General features: G+C 52.1%; 19 protein-coding genes and 1 riboswitch. Of the genes, 15 read left to right on the top strand and 4 right to left on the bottom strand.

Translation table 11 applies throughout. From position 1 onward, the window contains the following. Positions 1 to 74: 74 nt before the first annotated feature. From BN1247_RS00410 to BN1247_RS00420, 3 genes are all read left to right on the top strand, one after another. On the top strand, positions 75 to 1079 hold the full coding sequence (locus BN1247_RS00410) for a DUF445 family protein (protein ID WP_054948592.1): 1005 nt from the start codon (positions 75 to 77) through the stop codon (positions 1077 to 1079). Between the two features lie 157 nt (positions 1080 to 1236). Then, complete coding sequence (locus BN1247_RS00415; RefSeq protein ID WP_054948593.1) at positions 1237 to 1599, top strand: YlbF family regulator; 363 nt, start codon at positions 1237 to 1239, stop codon at positions 1597 to 1599. After that, complete coding sequence (locus BN1247_RS00420; RefSeq protein ID WP_054948594.1) at positions 1596 to 2285, top strand: metal-dependent hydrolase; 690 nt, start codon at positions 1596 to 1598, stop codon at positions 2283 to 2285. The genes BN1247_RS00415 and BN1247_RS00420 overlap by 4 nt, the downstream gene beginning before the upstream one ends. A gap of 350 nt (positions 2286 to 2635) precedes the next feature. Here the strand turns inward: BN1247_RS00420 and BN1247_RS00425 are convergent, their stop codons facing one another. Continuing rightward, positions 2636 to 3121, bottom strand: a complete 486-nt coding sequence (locus BN1247_RS00425) for a PTS sugar transporter subunit IIA (protein WP_054948595.1) — start codon at positions 3119 to 3121, stop codon at positions 2636 to 2638. 377 nt (positions 3122 to 3498) lie between these two features. Here BN1247_RS00425 and BN1247_RS00430 point away from each other — a divergent pair, with 377 nt between their 5' ends. The 5 genes from BN1247_RS00430 (at position 3499) to BN1247_RS00450 (ending at position 9569) form a co-directional block, all read left to right on the top strand. Continuing rightward, a complete protein-coding gene (locus tag BN1247_RS00430; RefSeq protein ID WP_054948596.1) occupies positions 3499 to 4893 on the top strand; it encodes a PTS transporter subunit EIIC in 1395 nt (464 codons plus the stop codon). A gap of 13 nt (positions 4894 to 4906) precedes the next feature. Further along, positions 4907 to 5998, top strand: a complete 1092-nt coding sequence (locus BN1247_RS00435; protein WP_054948597.1) for a MupG family TIM beta-alpha barrel fold protein — start codon at positions 4907 to 4909, stop codon at positions 5996 to 5998. A gap of 58 nt (positions 5999 to 6056) precedes the next feature. After that, positions 6057 to 6977 (top strand): N-acetylmuramic acid 6-phosphate etherase, encoded by a 921-nt coding sequence (gene murQ / locus BN1247_RS00440; protein ID WP_054948598.1) that lies wholly within the window; start codon positions 6057 to 6059, stop codon positions 6975 to 6977. Between the two features lie 281 nt (positions 6978 to 7258). Beyond that, positions 7259 to 8104 carry a PRD domain-containing protein gene (locus BN1247_RS00445; RefSeq protein WP_054948599.1) on the top strand — a complete coding sequence of 282 codons (846 nt, stop codon included), beginning with the start codon at positions 7259 to 7261 and terminating at the stop codon, positions 8102 to 8104. Between the two features lie 439 nt (positions 8105 to 8543). Then, positions 8544 to 9569: a ThiF family adenylyltransferase gene (locus BN1247_RS00450; RefSeq protein WP_054948600.1), complete on the top strand. Its 1026-nt coding sequence runs from the start codon at positions 8544 to 8546 to the stop codon at positions 9567 to 9569. 114 nt (positions 9570 to 9683) lie between these two features. Here the strand turns inward: BN1247_RS00450 and BN1247_RS00455 are convergent, their stop codons facing one another. Beyond that, the gene (locus BN1247_RS00455; protein ID WP_054948601.1) at positions 9684 to 10172 is read right to left on the bottom strand and encodes a hypothetical protein; all 489 of its coding nucleotides are present in this window, start codon (positions 10170 to 10172) and stop codon (positions 9684 to 9686) included. Positions 10173 to 10381: 209 nt separating this feature from the next. Between BN1247_RS00455 and BN1247_RS00460 the strand changes: the two genes are divergently transcribed. Both BN1247_RS00460 and BN1247_RS00465 read left to right on the top strand, forming a co-directional pair. After that, a complete protein-coding gene (locus BN1247_RS00460) occupies positions 10382 to 11272 on the top strand; it encodes a GNAT family N-acetyltransferase (RefSeq protein ID WP_187119681.1) in 891 nt (296 codons plus the stop codon). A 51-nt stretch (positions 11273 to 11323) separates the two neighbouring features. Continuing rightward, entirely contained in the window at positions 11324 to 12133 is an 810-nt protein-coding gene (locus BN1247_RS00465; RefSeq protein ID WP_231633047.1) for a serine hydrolase, read from the top strand. A 123-nt stretch (positions 12134 to 12256) separates the two neighbouring features. Here BN1247_RS00465 and BN1247_RS00470 read toward each other — a convergent pair whose 3' ends face one another. Next, complete coding sequence (locus BN1247_RS00470) at positions 12257 to 14041, bottom strand: SulP family inorganic anion transporter (protein WP_054948604.1); 1785 nt, start codon at positions 14039 to 14041, stop codon at positions 12257 to 12259. Between the two features lie 29 nt (positions 14042 to 14070). After that, positions 14071 to 14217: riboswitch (cyclic di-AMP (ydaO/yuaA leader) on the bottom strand. Between the two features lie 101 nt (positions 14218 to 14318). On the opposite strand from BN1247_RS00470, the gene BN1247_RS00475 reads away from it, so the two are divergent. The 3 genes from BN1247_RS00475 to metA all read left to right on the top strand — a co-directional run bounded on the left by BN1247_RS00475 (position 14319) and on the right by metA (position 17269). Beyond that, entirely contained in the window at positions 14319 to 15317 is a 999-nt protein-coding gene (locus BN1247_RS00475; RefSeq protein ID WP_054948605.1) for an aminoglycoside phosphotransferase family protein, read from the top strand. Positions 15318 to 15448: 131 nt separating this feature from the next. Next, entirely contained in the window at positions 15449 to 16204 is a 756-nt protein-coding gene (locus tag BN1247_RS00480; RefSeq protein WP_054948606.1) for a class I SAM-dependent methyltransferase, read from the top strand. A 159-nt stretch (positions 16205 to 16363) separates the two neighbouring features. Then, on the top strand, positions 16364 to 17269 hold the full coding sequence (gene metA / locus BN1247_RS00485; protein WP_054948607.1) for a homoserine O-acetyltransferase MetA: 906 nt from the start codon (positions 16364 to 16366) through the stop codon (positions 17267 to 17269). A gap of 291 nt (positions 17270 to 17560) precedes the next feature. Here metA and BN1247_RS00490 read toward each other — a convergent pair whose 3' ends face one another. Continuing rightward, positions 17561 to 17899 (bottom strand): DsrE family protein, encoded by a 339-nt coding sequence (locus tag BN1247_RS00490; RefSeq protein WP_054948608.1) that lies wholly within the window; start codon positions 17897 to 17899, stop codon positions 17561 to 17563. Positions 17900 to 18256: 357 nt separating this feature from the next. Here BN1247_RS00490 and BN1247_RS00495 point away from each other — a divergent pair, with 357 nt between their 5' ends. Next, complete coding sequence (locus tag BN1247_RS00495; RefSeq protein ID WP_054948609.1) at positions 18257 to 18994, top strand: GntR family transcriptional regulator; 738 nt, start codon at positions 18257 to 18259, stop codon at positions 18992 to 18994. Positions 18995 to 19131: 137 nt separating this feature from the next. Continuing rightward, on the top strand, positions 19132 to 19854 hold the full coding sequence (locus BN1247_RS00500; RefSeq protein ID WP_054948610.1) for an SIS domain-containing protein: 723 nt from the start codon (positions 19132 to 19134) through the stop codon (positions 19852 to 19854). The last annotated feature ends 22 nt before the right edge of the window (positions 19855 to 19876 follow it).

The following is a 19876-nucleotide window of genomic DNA, read 5'->3' on the forward strand; positions in this document are numbered from 1 at the left end:
TAATATGTAGGCGAGTAAACGACAGTGAAAAAAAGAGGCTGAATTGGGGATAGACTTGGGGGGTACTAGCACAAATGTTGCTTTTTTTGATGATGAGTACGGTTGTCGGCGGAATCATTGGGGGTGGGACGAACCGCTTAGCGATCGCCATGTTATTTCGCCCTTATCACGCCGTACAGATCGGTTCGTGGCAGCTCCCGCTCACCCCGGGTCTCATCCCGAAACGGCGGCAAGAGTTAGCGTATCAATTAGGGCGAACGGTGCGGGAATACCTCATTAACGGTGAGGCGATTCGCCGCGTGACGGGAAGTGCAAACGCAAAGGAGCAGTTGACGAAGTGGCTCGCGCGGGAGTGGGAGGCTTGCAAGGCGCAGCACCGGGTGAAACAGTGGGTGCTCTCGCTACTAGAGCAGGAAGAAGCGTCGTTAGACTTAGAGCAGGAAATGTGCCTTGGCGATCTCGTCACGAGTGAATGGCGCTTAGAAATTGAACAGTTGGGCACGGAATGGGCTCTGCAGCTCAACCGGGCGCTCATTCGCTTTTTGACGAGTGAGGAAGGCTCGTTGGCGCTCCGGGGCATATACAGCGAATGGACGCGTTCGCGCGGCTGGGTCGGGAAAGTAACGAGTACGCTGTTCGACGAACGGCGCGCCGCCGAAAAAGGGCAAGAGTGGCTCGTACAGGCACTCGCTTCACCGCAGGGGCTTACGCTGACGCGCGCGTTACTCGCCCACGGAACAGAGGCGCTCTACGAATTGAAGGTGCGCGATGTCGTCGCTTGGTGGACGCGCCACACCGCCGCTCCCTCGGCTGTGCGTACGGAGACGATCCACCGGTTGTTGGAGAGGACGGTGCCTTACATCTTGCAAACGATCGGCGCGCGGGCTGAGGAGTTACTCGAGTTGTTGCAGCTCGATCGGTTAGTGCGCGAGCAAGTGGAGACGTTTAGTCTGCCAATGTTGGAAGAAATGATTGTGCAAGTGGCGCGGCGCGAACTGCGAATGATTACGTGGATCGGCGTGCTCATCGGTTCCTTCATCGGTCTGTTGCAAGGGGTGTTCGTCTCGTTATTCGGGTGAGCGCGCGTTGCATGTAGCGTGAAGTGTGGAGTGTGTAGTGTGTAGTGTGAAGTGTGCATGGGCCGTTAGCGCTATAGTAGTAATAGTCGTAGTAGCCGTGGGCGACAGTAGCCTCTAGGCACCAGAACCCTTATACTAGAGGGGAAGGAGTGATGGTATGGGAAACGTGTACGATAAGGCACACGCGCTCGCGCGAGAACTGCGCCAGGCGCCGGAGGTTGTCCAATTGCGGGAGATTAGTCAGCAGATCGAAACTAATCCGGAGCAAAAAAAGTTGTTACTGGCGTTTCAGCAACAACAGTTTGCCCTACAGGCGAAACAGATGCAAGGAGAGAGCCCGAGCGAAGAAGACGTAAACAAACTGAACGAACAGGTAGCAAAATTGCAGCAAGAGCCGTTGTTAGTGCAGTACTTAGAGCTGATGCAGCGCCTTAGCGTCATAACGGCCGACATTCAGCAAATTATGAGCGAGCCACTGCAAGACATTTTTCACTTCGCGGAAGGAGACATGCCGGAATGAACATGACTTGGCACGGGCAAAGTTGTTTTGAAATTGAGCACGAAGGGACGCGGCTCATTATCGACCCGTTCTTAACCGGCAATCCGCTGGCCAAAAAAGCGGCGAAAGACGTCAAGGTCGATTATATTTTACTGACGCACGGCCACAACGATCACGTCGGCGACACGGTAGCGATTGCGAAACAGAACGACGCGACGGTGATCGCCACGTTCGAACTGGCGACGTACATGGAATGGCAAGGTGTGAAAGCACACGGCATGCAACACGGTGGCAGCTACCGATTTGATTTTGGCCGCGTCAAGATGACGCTAGCGTTTCACGGTTCCGCTTACCAGCCGGACGGTGAAGAGACATTCATTTATACTGGACAGCCAGCGGGATTGTTGTTGTTCCTCGGCGACAAAACAATTTACCATGCGGGTGACACCGCACTGTTCGGCGATATGAAATTACTCGGCGAATTTGAAAACGTCGATTTGGCGATGCTGCCGATCGGCGACAACTTTACGATGGGGCCAGACGACGCCGTCATTGCGGCCGAATGGGTCGGGGCTAAAGCTGTCGTTCCGATGCACTACAACACGTTTCCGGTGATCGAACAAGACCCGCACGCCTTCGTGTGCAAGCTAGAGGCGAAAGGGATTAAAGGCTTTGTTCCGGAAAGCGGCGTCGCTTTTCGCTTTTAACTCGTGTGTATAGAGGTGGCGTACATTAACAACTTGTAAAGTCTCTGTAATCTTACTGTAACATTCCCCTGTTATGCTATAAGCACGATGAAAAACCCCCTTAATCAGCGATGTGGTCACGGAAACCACATCTTTTTTCTTTTTCAGGACCTTTTTTAACCTCGAAGCCCAGCTCCAAAACTCCATAACTCCAAAACTGAAAAATTTTATAAGTTCCGAAGTTACCAAGTTCTAAAGCCCTTAGCTTCGAGGCGCGGTGGCATGCTGCATCACCGACAAGCTGCGTACATAGACGCGGCTCTATTGCACGTTCGATGGCAGGTTAACGATTGTGTACGAGAGCTAGAACGTTAGTTTAAAGTGAGCGACAGCAATTCGTCGCCAACCTCTACGCGACCGCCTATCGCGACAACTTCGATCTCCGCGACTGCGTCCATATTCGTGACGACGAGTGGCGTAATAATCGACGGGACACGCGGTTTAATTTGCTCCCAGTCGACCGTCATTAACTGCTCCCCAGCCTTTACCGTGTCACCCGCCGCTACTGCACACTGAAAGCCCGTGCCTTCCAAGTTGACCGTATCGATGCCGAGGTGGAGTAACAGATCAATCCCTTTCGCTTGTAAGCCGATGGCGTGCAACGTTGGAGCTACTTGGACAATTTTCCCGGCTGCCGGTGCACAAACGGACGCCGACTGTGGGGCGAGTGCAATGCCGTCTCCTAACATTTTTGATGAAAAAACGTCGTCCGGCACGTCGGTTAACGGAACGATTTCTCCAGAAAACGGTGCGAGTAACGTCAGTTTCTTCTTGTTGAAATTGAATAGTTTGAGCATGTGAACCTTCCTTTGCGTTCATTTTTAATGGGAATATAAAACATAAAAACCGAGAAAAAATAACGTGATTTTTTCTCGGTTTATGCCTGATCGAATCAGTGACACACCTCAAAGTGACAAGGTATCCACTTTTGATTAACCTAAGAGTAATACAGCTGGGGACATTTGTCAATAATCGTACGAATGTGCGATAGGCTTGACGGTTACGCGCGCCATTTAGTAGACTACAGGTAGTGGTTGAATTAAAAATGCATACATGACTTATTCGTGTGTTACTGTTCGGCAGGCATCAACGGATGGGAGAAGGAATTAACTTCCTTCCCTTCGTTGGTGCCTTTTTAATTTCAACCACAAAAAACGATTGGGAGGTTATGACATTGTCTAAGGAACAACGGTTGGCGCAGCAAATTTTAGACGTGCTAGGTGGAAAAGATAATATTGCCTCTGTCAACCACTGTATGACGCGGCTCCGAGTGATGCTCCGTGACGAGAGCAAAATGGACAAACAAAAACTGTCGGCGATCAGCGGTGTTATGGGTGTCGTCGACTCGGCCGGCGAATGGCAGATCATTCTCGGACCGGGGATCGTAACGAAAGTTACACAAGAAATCGCGCGAGTCACAGGATTGACAGCGGGAGAAGTACAAGATTTACAAGCACAAATTAAAGATAAAAACCGCACCCCGTTTAAACTGTTTTTACGTAAGCTGGCAAACATTTTCGTACCGCTCATTCCGGCCATCGTCGCCAGCGGGGTCATTGCGGGAGTCAACAACATCGTCATCCAGTCGGGGGCGGATCCAGAGCACATCTTGATCAAGTTACTTAATGTGATCGGTTGGGGCGTCTTCGGTTACTTGGCGGTGTTTGTCGGGATTAACACGGCAAAAGTGTTCGGCGGTACGCCGGCATTAGGGGGCGCCGCCGGGATCTTATTAATTAACCCGGCCATTGAAGGGCTAGTCATTCAGTTGGGCTCACTGCAGATCGACCTCGTTCCCGGTCGCGGCGGTCTGATCGGGGCGATGTTAGCGGCGTGGTTTATCGCCGTTATCGAAAAAAGGATACGCAAGTATGTGCCAGCGGCGATCGACATTATCGTCACGCCGACACTCGCTTTACTCGTCACTGGTTTTGCGACGTATTTTGTCCTACAGCCGCTCGGCGGCTGGGCCTCTGACGGTATCACTTACGGCTTACAGTGGCTCATTGATCAAGGGGGGGCCCTATCCGGAGCGATCTTAGCAGGGACGTTCCTACCCCTCGTCATGACGGGCTTACACCATGGCTTAGCGCCCATCCACGCGCAATTTTTAGACAGCACGGGGATGAACCCGCTGTTGCCAATTTTGGCGATGGCCGGGGCCGGGCAAGTCGGCGCTGCGTTCGCCATCTACTTCAGAACGCGCAACGAAAAACTGCGCAACGTCGTTAAAGGGGCGCTTCCGGTAGGTATTTTAGGAATTGGGGAACCACTTATTTTCGGGGTGACATTGCCGCTCGGGCGGCCATTTATTACGGCTTGTATCGGGGCGAGCTTCGGCGGCGCCTATCAAGCAGTTATGGCGACGGCGACGAGTGGATTCGGCGTTTCCGGACTGCCGCTGACGTTTTTAATGAAGACGCCGGCAATGATTCCGCACTACTTGATCGGGATATTCCTCGCTTACTTAGGCGGATTTGTCGTGACGTACTTTTTCGGCTACAAGGAAGAGATGGCGACCAACTTTGCGCCAGACGCCGATATGCCTAGCTTGACGAAAACATCTTAAGGAGGCGTGCACTGTGGCTTTGCTCGGACAATCGCTTTATCCTTCTCTCGGCGTCGCCGAAGCGGCGCAGCATTTGCAACAAGCGCAGCGGCAAGGCTGCCGCCACCTGTTTACGTCGCTGCACTTGCCTGAGGCGAGTGCAGACGACTGGGCGTCTTTACAACAATTGTTAAAGCAGGCGGCCGCACAAGGGATGCGAGTGACGGCCGACGTTAGTCCGCTCGCCTTTGAACGGTTTGGAGCGACGCCGGACAATATCGAACCTTTGCTTGCGCTCGGCATTCACGCGCTCCGGCTCGATTACGGCTTTACATTGCAAGAGATGCAGGCGATCGCGCGTCACGACGGCGTCTCCCTCGTCATTAACGCGAGCACCGTCAGCGAAAAACAGCTCGCGGAATGGCAGGAGAACGGTCTGCCGTTAGCGAATGTAACAGCCATCCACAACTTTTATCCGCGTCCGGAGACAGGGTTGTCGCTCGACTTTTACCGTAAAAAAAGCCGCTTGTGCCGCGCCTACGGCTTGCGCGTCGGGTCCTTTCTCCCAGCGCACCGGGTGCCGCGCGGCCCTGTCTTTGCCGGCTTGCCGTCGGTCGAAGCGCATCGCTATACACCTACAGCGGTGGCTGTTGCCGAACTGCTAGCAGACGGCTTGACCGATATCGTCTACTTCGGCGATCCGGCGCCGGGAAAATCCGAATGGGAAGCGGCGGCACAAGTCGCCGCGGGCGTCATTCCGTTGCGGGTGGAGTGGTCGGCAGACGTGCCACCTGCGGCGCGCCAGTTAATGGAACAGACGCACGTGCAACGTAGTGACGTGTCCGGATGCGTCGTCCGTTCCGAGACGAGTCGCACCTATGCACAAGCTAACGGCTTGCAGATTAAACCGTTTCATGCCGCAGCGCGTCCTAAAGGCACGGTGACGATCGACAACGAAACGTACGGTCGCTACGCGGGCGAGCTGCAAATCGCGCGGACGGACTTACCCGCCGACTCACGCGTCAACGTGGTGGGGCGAGTCGTTGCAGCCGATCGTCCACTGCTTTCCTTCATTGGGCCAAACACGTCCTTCGTGTTTGCTACTGAAGGCGAAGGAGATGCGTAGGTGCAGAGGTGCCGTGGTTTGCTTGGGGAAATGCGAACAGTAATTGGAGGAAAGCACAATGACAGACAACAACTGTGCGTCTCTCACGACGGAACAAAGAAATAAAGGGTCGGAAAATTTGGACCGACTGTCCACTATTGAAATTTTACAGTGCATGAACGATGAAGATCAAACTGTCCCTGCCGTTGTTGGCAAGAACCTAGACGTCATTGCGCAAGCAGTCGACCTCATTAGTGCGCAAATGGCGCAAGGCGGGCGACTATTTTATGTCGGTGCCGGTACGAGTGGGCGTCTCGGCATTTTGGACGCCTCTGAATGTCCGCCGACATTTGGTACGGCACCGGAACTCGTACAAGGAATCATCGCTGGCGGCGACCACGCCATCCGCGAGGCGATCGAAGGGGCCGAAGACGATACCGAGCTTGGGCGGGATGACTTGGCACAGCGTCGGCTACAGCCGGAAGACGTCGTCGTCGGGATTGCCGCCAGTGGGCGTACACCTTACGTCATCGGTGCCCTCACGTATGCGAAAACGGTCGGGGCAAAGACGATTGCCCTCAGTTGTAACTCCCCGTCGCGCATCGGTGCACTGGCGGACATCGCTATCGAGATCCCCGTCGGGCCGGAAGTTCTCACCGGTTCGACCCGTTTAAAAGCGGGTACAGCACAAAAACTCGTGCTTAACATGCTTACGACGGCGACGATGGTGAAACTGGGCAAGGTGTATGGCAACTTAATGGTCGATGTGCAAGCGACGAACGAAAAGTTGCGTACGCGCTCGCTCAACATCATCCGCGACGTTACTGGAGTCGACAAGGAAACAGCGACACGTACGTATCGCGCAGCCAGTGGCAACGTAAAGGTTGCGATCGTCATGCTATTAGCGGACGTAAGCGAGGAAGTCGCTACCAAGAGTTTAGATGCGAACGGCGGTCGCATCCGCCAAGCCCTGGAACAGCTGGCGCAAAGACGGAACTAACTTGCAGACGGTTTGGGCGGCGGGTACAATAAATAGAGACAATACGCATAAGGTTTTTTTACAGCGCACGGTAATATGTGCGCTGTTCCGTTGTATATATAGAGGTAGTACGAGCGTATATGAGAGGGCATCGTTATAAGACAGGAATTTTGTTCGCTTCTATGGAGATGGCACGAATGTGTACGCCTTGGACAGACAGGTTCGGCGACGTTGTCTCTCCGGGAGTCAGAACGTGGAAGTGCGGCAAGTGGGCAACTGGAAAGTGAGGATGGTGTACCGCGATGCTCCGGTCGAAGAACAAACAATTTACCGTTATTAAAGCGTTTAACAACAACGTCGTATTAGTGAAAGGCGCTAGAGGGAAGGAAATTATTTTAATCGGCAAAGGGCTCGGCTTTAACGTAAAGAAGGGGACGCGCATTGCCCCAGACAACGACGGGATCGAAAAGACCTTTTCCTTGGACGACCCGGTAAAAAGGGAGAACTTTAACCAAATGGCCGCCCAAGTGGACGCGCACATTTTGTTAGTCGCGGAAAAAATTATCGCCATGGCCGAGGAAACGCTTGGGCCAGTGAACGAACATATTCACATCGCGTTACCCGACCATCTAAACTTTACGCTACAGCGGCTATCTAACAACTTGGAAATTCGCAACCCGTTTCGGTATCAAGTGCAGACGTTGTACAGCGATGAATACGCCGTCGCCGTCAAAGGGGCAGCATTGATCGAACAAGAACTTGGGGTAGCCATTCCAGACGATGAAATCGCCTTTATCGCGCTGCATTTACACTCAGCGCTATACGAAGAAAAACCTTGGAAGACACTCGAGTTTACCACCCTGATCCACGAGATGGTGCAACACGTGCGGGAACAGCCTGGATTTGATCTTCCGGAGACGGGTGTCAACTACGTCCGCCTCGTGACGCACTTGAGCGCGGCGCTCAAGCGTATTAGCGAAGGGGAGTCTGTGCACAATCCGCTACTCCAAAACATTCGTCGCGATTTTCCCGACGCATACCGCTTGGCCGAGGAGCTAGCCCGGATTGCACACGGCGAACTTCATTTGCTTTTTCCGGACGACGAGGTCGGATTTCTCGCCCTTCACTTGCAGCGCTTAAAACAGTGAGGCAGGTCGTGAGGCGGGGAACTGGTGGGGAGCAACGAAGGTTTGTCCAGCGAACGGGGACAAGCTCGATCGAAATGAAGAGACACTAGCCGTTAAATTGCGGGGTGTCTTTTTTTTGTAAGTAAAATCCACCTGTATTAGTCAAACTTGCAGGGCAAGTAAATAATGAAGCTCGTGGACAAACGAGGCTTACTACCTCATTGAGATGTACGCGGCTCCTCGTGTACAATGAGAGAGGATTTAGCGGACAGGTGGTCTAAAGGAAGGCAACTGGCCGTTCGCGCACGTTCGCGACTGATCGCGTACGAGCTACTCGACGTCAAAGAGACGTTCTTCCATTCTTGTTAAGATTGTTATTGGCGCCGTAAGGACGTTGTACCGTACGGCGTGAGATTGTCTGGACGTCGGGGTTAGTCGACTGATGGAGGGAATTATTTTTATGACGGAACGTTATTCGCGCTTAGCGCTTTTTTCTCCTATAGGTAAAAAAGGGGTCGAACAGTTACGGCAGTCGGCGGTGCTCATCGTCGGTGCTGGTGCACTCGGATGTCCGAATGCCGAAATGTTGACTCGCGCCGGCGTCGGACTGATTCGCTTAGTCGACCGCGATTACGTCGACTGGTCCAATTTACAGCGGCAGCCGTTGTTCGACGAACAGGATGCGCGCGACGTGCAGCCGAAGGCGGTCGCTGCCGCCAAGCGTTTGTCTGCCATCAACAGCGATGTGCGTATTGAACCGCTCGTTACCGACGTAACGGCGGAAAACGTATTCGCACTGTTGGATGGCATCGACGTCGTCATCGACGCGACGGACAATTTTGAAACACGCTATTTACTAAACGACGCCGCCTGCGAGCGACGTCTGCCGTGGCTTTACGGGGCGTGCGTCGGCGCGTACGGGGCGTCGCTGACGATCGTCCCCGGGGAAACGCCGTGTCTCGCCTGCGTGTTCGGGGAGGATATCCCTGCGCAGCGGGAAACGTGCGACACGACGGGGGTGATCGCGCCAGCGCCACAAATGGTGGCATCGTATCAAGCGGCAGAAGCGTTAAAGCTCCTGACGCACAATAAGAAGCAGTTGCGGCAGACGCTCGTCTCTTTTGACTTGTGGAAAAACGAAAACGTGGAAATCAAGGTCGGTAAAAAGCGGCGCGCTAATTGTCCGGTGTGTGGCAAATCGCCTGTCTATCCTTACTTAAGTGAGCAAAAAGGGACGAGCGCCGCTGTTTTATGCGGGCGCGATACGGTCCAAATTCGCCTGCGCAACGTACGCGGCTGGGATTTGGCGACAGTTGCGCAGGCGGCCAAGAGCATCGATCCGGAAGCAGTGGCCAACCCACATCTCGTTTCTTTCCGCGCTGACGGATGCCGGCTTGTCGTCTTTCGGGATGGGCGCGTCCTCGTGCACGGGACGAAGGATGCTGCCACCGCACGCAAGTTGTGTGCGAAGTATTTGGGGATGTGACATATGATGGCCCATCTATTTTTGTACTACACGCGTCGCTGGCACTCCCCTCCCCCCCTTGAGAATCACATGTTGTCGGTAGTTAGGATGGGGGGATGCTAAGATGGACGGATGCTAATTAGAAGGCGCACTAATTAGACCATCTGGCGCTAACTGGACATAACCGCGGAAAATGCCGGTGTTTTTTGTTTTGAACGGCGGTATAGACAATGCTTGCAAGCCCTTTAGTAACGCACTGTTCGCTTGCACAAGTTGTCTTTGTTGTACAACTTGTAGTTTGTGCGTGTCGTGGTGGTATGTGTAAGGCTTTAAAACGTTGCACCACCAATCGTACCCGAGTGTTTCTTGTTCTTCTCGCGCCAAAATCGCCGTTTTTATAGCGCTCGCTTCGGCGTGCGAGAGACGAACCCCTTCCGCCCATTGCTGCAGTAAACCATCCAGCTCGCTATGATCGGTTGCTGTCCATTGCTCCAACTCGCTACAATCGGCGGCTACTGACTGCTGGGGAGGCTCTGTAAAGTTGCCGTATTCGTCTTCTTGCCGACAAGGCGACGGTTGGACACAGTTGTCAAAAGTAAGCTTTCCCAGTAAGTGTTTGTTCACGATCGCACCTCCTTGCTACGTCGTTCTGTCTTCTTGCGCGAATCAGAATATTATCATTAAGAGGATTGGTTGAGAGAATCGGCGGAAGTCGTCTGTTGTCGGGCCAAACAGTTGTCAATGACGTTGAAAGCGTTATGTGTGAAGACGTTCGGCGGGAGAAGTTACGCGTTTTGGACATGTCTTGTACGTAAAACGAGAGGGGGATGACAGTGGAAATAGTAATTAAACCGTTGACAGAATGTACGTTTGCCGAGGCTGTACATATTTGGAACAGGAGTTTTGAAGGTTATGTCGTAAATATGACTAAGACTGCTGACAGTTTTACTGCCCGCCTCGGGTTAGAAGGATTGTCTCCAGAGCTGTCGCTCGTCGCATACGTAGGAGATACACCTGCGGGGATCGTATTGAACGGTGTAAAAACGGTGGGAGGAAAGAAAATCGCCTGGAACGGTGGGACGGGTGTCGCGACTGCCTTTAGGGGACAAGGAATTGGAAGGGCTTTAATGGAGGCAGCTATGGCCCTCTATCGTCGAGAAAAGGTAGGCATCGCTACGTTAGAAGTGTTTGCGACGAACGAAACGGCCGTATCTCTTTATAAGCGCATCGGCTACGAAATCGTCGATCGGTTATTGTTTTTAGAGCACCGCGGACGACTGGCTGCGGATTCCTTTCCGGTGACCGAAAACAGTAACTACCGAGCGATTGAAGGGTCGGCTCAGGCAGCGCGCACGTTACCGTTTTATCGATACGTTGTCCCGTGGCAAACGCAATCGGCCAATATTCGCGACGGTCAATCGCTCGTCGTGCAAACCGCAGCAGGCGAGGTGCTCGGCTACGCATTATACAAGCGCGTGTACGACGACGAGGGACAATTGACGTCCATCCTCTTATACCAATGTCAGTTGCGCGAAGATGTAGCTGAACCGGAAATAGTGATTAATGTAATGTTACGTAAGGTGTTTACTCCTTTTGAGAAGGCGTGTAAGCGGACGACATTCAATTTCTTAGCGGGCAACGAGGCGGTCGTCCGCCAACTAGAGGTTGCCGGTTTCACGTTAGCTGCGACACAATGGTTTATGGTAAAGCAAATGGACGCATGACGATCGGTGGCGTAAATAACGACGTAAATAATAAAGATGAGGTTGATTGTCGTGGAACAACTAAAGCAGACGTTAGAGCAACTTATGGAAAAAGCGGGCGGGATGTGGGCGCTTGTCGTCGACGATTTGGACCGGCAGACGCAGTGGGCCCACAATGAGGAAGAACTTTTTTATGCGGCTAGTGTAATCAAAATACCGATTATGGCTGCCGTTTTTGCCGCTGCCGCACGGGGTAATCTGCGGTTAAGCGACCGCGTCACGCTCATGCGAGAAGACATCGTCGGCGGAGCAGGCGTGTTGCAGCACATGACGCCCGGCATTCAGCTACCGATTGTCGATTTGCTCACCCTAATGATCATTCAGAGTGACAATACGGCGACGAATGTGTTGATTGACGCCGTAGGGAAACCGTTCATTCGAGAAACGATGCGCGAACTAGGGATGTCGCGCAGTGAATTTCACCACAAATTAATGATAGTGCCAGCGAAGACCAAAGGTTACAACGTGATCACCGCCGCGGACATGTCATGTCTGTTGGCTAGGCTGGCTCACGGGAAATTTTTGTCAAGACACGCGTGTGAGCAAATGATCGCAATCCTCAAGAAACAGCAATTTCGCGACTGTTTGCCGGCGCACTTGCCCGAGCACAACCCGCCATATATCAGCGTACTACCGACGTGGGAGTTGGCGCACAAGACGGGTTGGGTGACGGGCATTCGCCACGACGTCGGTATTTTTTACGTTGGTAATCGCTGTATGACTGTCGCCCTATTGTCGCGAGATGTCGACGATTTCGTTGCACGGCAGACGATGGCGGCGGTAGGTAGGCACATTTATGAGTATTTGCGCACATACTCGTAGTGGTGGTTGTCGTTGACACGCCGCTCTAGCCGAAATCGCCCCTAGTAAAGGGGCGAAGCTAGATTTACTCGCGTATGAAGCTAGATTTACTCGTGTATAACGTTATTCAGGCAGACGGCTAATTTATTCGCCTAAAATGCTTTGTTTGTGTGGTAATACGAGTGTCTTCTGTTTGTCTGTGGTAGGCGGCGTCTCTTCCGACAAGGACGTGCACTCGAGAAAGGCGAAGTGTGGACAAGTGCGGCAAAACTGTTTGTCGATCCACTCGGTCGCGTAATCGATCGCTTCATACGAGTGGTCAAAAAAATTGTTCGCGCCGATGGCATCGTACAACCTCGACTTTTTTATTACTTCTAAAGGCTGTTCCTGAATGCCGGAAATGATGACCAACCCGCTATGTTTTTTAAAGTGCTTGACGACACTTGCCAAGTAACTTTCTCCGGTCGCATCGAGAAAGGGGACGCGACTCATCCGCAAGATAAGCACTTTCGGTTTCAAGTTGATCGTTTCCATGACTCGTTTTTCGAACAGTTGGGCTACCCCGAAAAACAAAGGTCCTTCAACGGTGAAAATGCTAATTTGCGGGCAGGTACGCCCCAAGTCTTGTGGGTCGGAAACCATCTTGCGATGCTGCGACGTATGATCGGGCGCGATCGTCTGTACTTCTTGGACGTCACTCATATTTTTGACGAACAAAATAAAGGCGAGCACGAAGCCGACTTGTACAGCGAGCGTAAGGTTCGTGAACACTGTGAGCAAAAAGGTCGTCACGAGCACGAGCCGGTCGCCGCGCGTCGTTTTCAGGACGTGCATAAATTCTTGCCGTCCACTCATGTTCCACGCGACGAGCATGAGGACGGGTGCCATACTCGCTAACGGAATGTGGGCGGCGTAAGGTGCTAAGAGCAACACGATGACGAGCACGACGACACTGTGAATGACGCCGGAGAAAGCAGTGACAGCGCCGGACTTAATGTTTGTTGCCGTGCGGGCAATGGCTCCCGTCGCCGGAATGCCCCCGAAGAGCGGGACGGCCATGTTAGCCAGTCCTTGTCCAATCAGTTCCCGGTTACTGTTGTGTTTTGTGTTCGTCATGCCGTCGGCGACGACACAAGATAGTAGTGACTCAATTGCCCCGAGGGCGGCAATAATTAACGCCGGTTGGAACATTTGTTGTATGCGCTCCCAAGTGATTTCCGGCAACTGGGGAACGGGTAGGTTGTTCGGGATCCCGCCGAACTGTGAACCAATCGTCGCCACTTTACCGTTGAAGAACAGCACCGCGACGAGTGTCGAGACGACGAGGGCGACCAAGGATCCCGGTATTTTCGGAAACAGGCGCGGTGTCAATAAGATGACGGCGAAGGAAATGAGGGCGACGATTAACGCGTATGGGTTAAATGCCGCGACGTTTGCGGCAATTTCCCGCATGTTGTCGATGAATAATTCGTGTTTTTTCAAATTTTCCAATCCCAAAAAATTGCCGATCTGCCCGGCAAAAATGATGACCGCGATCCCAGAAGTAAAGCCGATCGTCACCGAGCGCGGAATAAATTTAATGTACGATCCGAGTCGAAACAGACCCATTAACAGTAAGAAAACTCCAGCCATCAATCCGGCGATAAGCAAGTTTTCATAGCCGTACTGCATCGTAATACCGAGCAAGATCGGGATAAAAGCACCCGTCGGTCCGGCAATTTGAAACCTTGAGCCGCCGAATAGCGACACGAGCACACCTGCGACGATCGTCGTATAGAGCCCGTATTCCGGTTTTACGCCAACAGCTATGGCAAACGCCATCCCGAGCGGAATGGCGATAATGCCGACGACTGCGCCGGCAATAAGGTCTTTTTTTAACGACGACCAACTGTAACCTTTAAGTGAAGCTAAGGAAGACGTATCCCGCATTGATCCCATCCTTAAGTCGTGTTATGCGATCAACCTCTCGGGTACGCTGACGGGGTTAGCTGACGGGTTCGGGACTGAGAGTTTCCCGGCTCACGTTTGCGAGCTTCACCCCTGGAGCGGTCGGCGCTCCGTTGGATCCCCCGTTCTCCAAATAGGAAATTAAGCGTTTCAAAATTCTCGCATTGCAAACAGCTACTTTACACTCTAACATTTTCCTGACTAGTTGTAAAGTAAACCGTTTTTATTTACGCTTTGTAAAGAGGGAGGTGGAAAGAAATTGCAGCTACACGAAGATTTCAAAACGCAAATAAAACGCGCGTTCGGCGAACGAGGGCGTCGGTGGTTGGATCACTTGCCACACCTTTTGCACGCTTGCCAACAAAAATGGCAATTGCGGAATAGCCACCCCGCTCCTAGACTGTCTTACAACTTCGTCTGTTTTGCGGAATCGCCTGCGTTCGGTGAGGTCGTACTCAAAATCGGAGTACCACATTCCGAGTTGTATACGGAAATGAGGGCTCTGTCCTTCTTCGACGGTCGTCGCATGTGTAAGCTGTATGACACTAGTGAGGCGCTCGGTGCGTTACTGATCGAACGCATCCGTCCCGGAACAGATTTGACAGCATTGGCGAGCAACAGTGAGCGCATCGCCATCGCTGCAGAGGTGATTTCCACGTTATATGTGCCTTCGCCAACCGATTGCGTGCTACCGACTTACGGCGAATGGCTGGAAGGAGCATTTCAGAGGGCTCGGGAAGAAAATGTGGTCGGAGAACAGATGCTTCATTTTATAGCTACCGCCGAAAGGTTGTTTCAAGAAATAGCGGCGCCGCATCGTCCGCAAGTGCTGTTGCACGGTGATTTGCACCACTACAACATACTGCAGGATGAAGGTGGAAGCTGGAAAGCGATCGACCCGAAAGGAGTTGTTGGGGTGCCCTGTCTGGAGCCGGCGCGGTTTATGGAGAACCAGTTGGACATGGTCAGCGCCGCGGACAAGGCAAATTGTCTCCAGGAAATGATCGCTGTGTTCAGTCATAAGTTCGGCGAATCGCAGCGGACGATGGCTAGCTGTTTGTTTGTCGATGCGGTGCTCAGTACGTGTTGGCACTTTGAAGATCGTACAGATGGTGCAAGAGGAGGAGAAGGAGTAGGGGATAAGTCACTCGATGCCCCTACGGAACGTGAGGAACATGAGGAACGTGAGGAACGTGAAAAACTTAACGCAGCCATCGATCAATGCGCCCTTATTCTCGACTTTTTGCAGTCTTGCTGATAGACGTCCCTAGCAGTGGCACCGTCTGCGAAATGTTGAATAGTCCAGACGATTAACACTCACGCCTATGTCAATGATTATATTTATGGTAATATTTTACGAGATACCCCTAAGTGAGGAGTGGCAGTGACATGTTCACATCCTACAGTAAACTAGCGACAGAAGTATACGATATTGACAAGCCTGTCGGCCATTCTTTCGGCGATATAGAATTTTATCGGGAACGGTTACGGGAATGTACCGGGCGCATTCTCGAACCGGCGGTCGGCTCGGGACGGCTCTTGATCCCGCTGCTAGAGGCCGGATTAACGGTGGACGGCATGGACAATTCCCCGGAGATGCTCGCTTCGTGCCGCGCGCGTTGTCAGGAAAGGCGATTAGCGCCTCTGCTGTACAAAGAAAACATGCAGGACTTCTCGTTGCCTCACAAATACGAGGCGATTATCGTTCCAGCGGGGTCGTTCATGTTGCTGGAAAAACGAGACGACTCGCTAGCGGCGCTGCAATGTTTTTACGACCATTTGCTTCCCGGCGGTCGACTACTGCTCGATCTTGAACTACAGACTGATTTCGATATGCACGCGAGTTCGACGAAAACGTGGCAGACACCCGATGGCGCTGTCATTACGATGGAAGCGAGACTAGTGGAAGTTGACTTTCTTAATCAATATACGGTGACGTATCTGAAGTATGAAAAATGGCGCGATGGCCAACTCGTTCAAACCGAACTTCAACGCTTCCCACTGCGCTGGTATGGCGTTGAGGAGTTTAAGTTAGTGCTTGAGCACATTGGATTTACAGATATTGTTATTTCCTCTAACTACGAATTTGGTCGCGCTCCGAAAAGCGCCAGCGACTGTTTGACGTTTGAAGCGTACCGAAGGTAGAGGCTGCTGCGATCGCCAGCCAACAGGTTCCGCCTGGAGCTTCTAGGCGCATTGGCTGTCGTTAGCCGAGGCGTTCGCTAGATAAAAAAAGATGCGGTCCTGCGTGAATCTATGGCATAATAGCTAAAAAGCGAAACTTATGGCGAAGGAGAATGGCCAGTGCCGATTAAAGTACCCGAGAACTTGCCAGCTACAAAAACGCTAGCCGCGGAAAACATCTTTATTATGGACGAACAGCGAGCGGTGAGCCAAGATATCCGTCCGCTGAAGATCGTTATTTTAAATTTAATGCCGTTAAAGACGGTTACAGAAACGCAGCTGTTGCGCCTCTTAGCGAATACACCGCTACAAGTAGAGGTTACGTTTCTGCACACAGCGACGTATACGCCAAAAAATACGCCAAGTTCCCATTTGAATGCTTTTTACAAGACGTTTGCGGAAGTGAGGCAGCACAAGTTTGACGGGATGGTCGTAACGGGGGCGCCGGTCGAACACTTGCCGTTCGAAGACGTCGATTATTGGCCGGAATTCGCGGAAATGATGGATTGGAAAGACGAGCACGTGACGTCGACGCTGCACATATGCTGGGGGGCGCAAGCTGGTCTCTATCACCGCTTTCGGATCCCGAAGTACCCGCTAGAGAAAAAGTTGTTCGGCGTGTTTGCGCATACAGTGGCGACAAAAAACACTAAATTGCTGCGTGGGTTCGACGATGTGATGTACATTCCCCACTCGCGCTACACGGAAGTGAGACGCGCGGACATCGAACGAGTCGATGAGTTGGAAATTCTCGTCGCATCAGAAGAAGCGGGTGTGGCGATTGTCCGCACGAAAGACCGGCGGCAAATATATGCGTTCGGGCATTCGGAATACGACCAGATGACGCTGCGCGACGAATATGAACGTGATGTGGAGAAGGGGATTCCGATCCAGCTCCCCGCAAACTATTTCCCTGGAAATGACGTGGAAAAACCGCCCGTCGTCAGTTGGCGGGCACATGCGCATTTGCTGTTCGCAAATTGGTTGAACTATTACGTATATCAAGAGACTCCGTACGAGTTGTAGTAAGCTTTAGCCGACGGGTGGATCGCCGCACGGCAAGAGTGAAGGCGATTAATTATCTTTTCGGATATTGGTCACCCCATATCGGTACGTCGGTATGACCGCATGGTGTACGGAGGTGAACCGTGTAGGCAGTGCAGCTGGGGCAATGGGCGTCACTGTTGTTACGTCTATTGCCAAGCGTTTAGTCGCGTTGTGATCGTGTGGTGAACCCCGTGAACAGACGTTAAACTCGTTAGGTAAACTTGTCAGCCTACCAGGACGAAGGCTGACAAGTGCTACGTTTTTTTGCCGTTAAGCGATCGTCAAGACGGGGTGTGCCGCTGCGAGGTCGACGAAGCGAGCCATGTTCGATATTTCTCCGACGACTAATTCGTTTTCGAGCGCATAGTAATCGACACACGTTTTACAGGCGTAGATCGGGACTCCTTGCGCATAGAGCTCTTGCATATGCAGTGAGGCGAGGGACTGATTCGTTAAGGTAAACACGCCGCGGTTCATGCAGAAAATAGCAGCCGGTAGCGTGTCTTCTTGTTTTAACAATGTTAAAAATGATTCGAGGACTGTTTCTCCGAGTTGGCGGTCGCCGTTTCCGAACGTATCTGTACTAAGTAAAACTACTTTATTTTCCATGAAAAGTCACCTTCCGCGTTTTTTGTGTTTAGTGACGCTGTTTAATTGTATCAAAAAGGCTTGTTTGCGATAAGAATACAGCAAGTGCTGCGGCGATCGACACATCAAATGTGACAATAGAGAGGCGTAGTAAGGTGACTGTTTGCCCTATCTGCTCTTGGTGAGCCATTCAGCTTTAGTGGGCCGGTAATGTAGCTGGTGAGCGGTCCATTTGATACAATCGACAGAAGACGTTATGCCACATAGACGTCGTTCCACATAATTGTAACTCTTCGAACGTCCACGGACCTTTAGTTTGCCGACGAGTGATCCGCCGTCGGAACAATACGGAACATATTGATGAATGGGGGAGCACCGATGAATAATCAGTTAAACAAAGCGAGCGGTGTGCCGCTCTATTATCAATTAAAACAGTGGATCGTCGACCGAATCGAAGAAGGTCGCTGGAAAGCAGGCAGTATGTTACCTTCGGAAAGGGAATTGAGCGCGCAGTTTCACATTAGCCGCGTGACCGTTAGACAAGCGCTTTCAGGGTTAGTATCGGAAGGGATTTTAACGCGCGAACATGGCAAAGGCACTTTTGTCGCCGAACGAAAAATCGTGCAAGGGCAACGGCTACTCAGTTTTAGCGAAGATATGCGCACGCGAGGGATGGCCCCCGGAGCTACTGTGATCGACGTATGTGTTCACTACGAAGTGCCGCTGGAGATTCGGACGATCCTCTGTGGGGAAGAGGAAGGGGGACCGATTTTATCAGTCGAACGCCTACGGTTAGCAGATCGGCAACCGATGTGCATCGAAAAAAGTCATTTGCCGTTAAACCGGTTTCCGGGGTTAGAAACGGTCGATTTAACGAATAAGTCACTGTACCGCACGTTAACAGAAACGTACGGGATACGCCTAGCGAAGGCGAAACAGACCGTTGAAGTGGCGCTGCCTAGCGAGCGAGAAGCGGCGTTGCTGGAAATCGGGTGCGACGTACCGGTGTTTTGCTTTAAACATATTACGTACGACCACCAAGGGCAGCCTTTCGAGTATGCGCTATCCGTATACCGCGGCGATCGATATCAGTTGCACACGGACGTGCTTCGTTAACGAAGCATGTTTGCCTCGCCGAGGCAATTTTCGTGGCTACGTGAAATAGCGGTTGACAAAAGAAGGCTAACGCGGCTAAACTGGTATTAACCAGTTAATATTGGTTAATACCAGTAAACGAAGAATGAGGTGCTAACATGTCAGTGACGCGCGCATTTGGTCAACATGTGACGACAATTTTGAAAAAAACGTTAAACGAGCAGCATGAACACATTGTAGAAGCAGCACACTTAGTGAAGGAGTCAATCAAACAAGGTGGTCGGTTTTACGTTTTTGGCAGTGGGCACTCGCACATGATTGCCGAGGAATTGTACAATCGCGCGGGAGGCTTGGCACTCGTGTCGGCGATTTTGGAGCCTGCCTTAATGCTCCACGAAGCACCGAATAAGAGTACTTACCTCGAGCGGTTGGGCGGCTACGCAGAAGTTATGCTAAACATTAATGGAGTCACTGCTAAAGACACGTTAATGATCGTGTCGAATTCCGGTAGAAATCCGGTAATTGTTGAAATGGCACTCCGGGCGAAAGAGATGGGGCTAAATGTTATTGCGATGACGAGTCTCGCCCATGCAAAAAATGTGACTTCGCGCCATCATTCGGGCAAGCGGTTGTTCGAGATCGCCGATGTCGTCCTCGACAACGGGGCGTTATTTGGAGATGCTGCCTTTCCGTTAGCGGGATTGGAGACACCGGTTGGGGCGACGTCGAGCGTTACCGGTATTGCTCTCGCACAGTCGCTCATCGTCACCACAGTAGACGCCTTGATTAAAGACGGGATTAAGCCGCCTGTCTTTCGCAGTAGCAATGTCGACGGTGCGGATGCGTATAATGACCAGCTCTTTGCCAAATATGTAAAATAGGTTGACGCAATGGGGGATCGCG

Source organism: Numidum massiliense (assembly GCF_001375555.1).
Classification (GTDB): domain Bacteria; phylum Bacillota; class Bacilli; order Thermoactinomycetales; family Novibacillaceae; genus Numidum; species Numidum massiliense.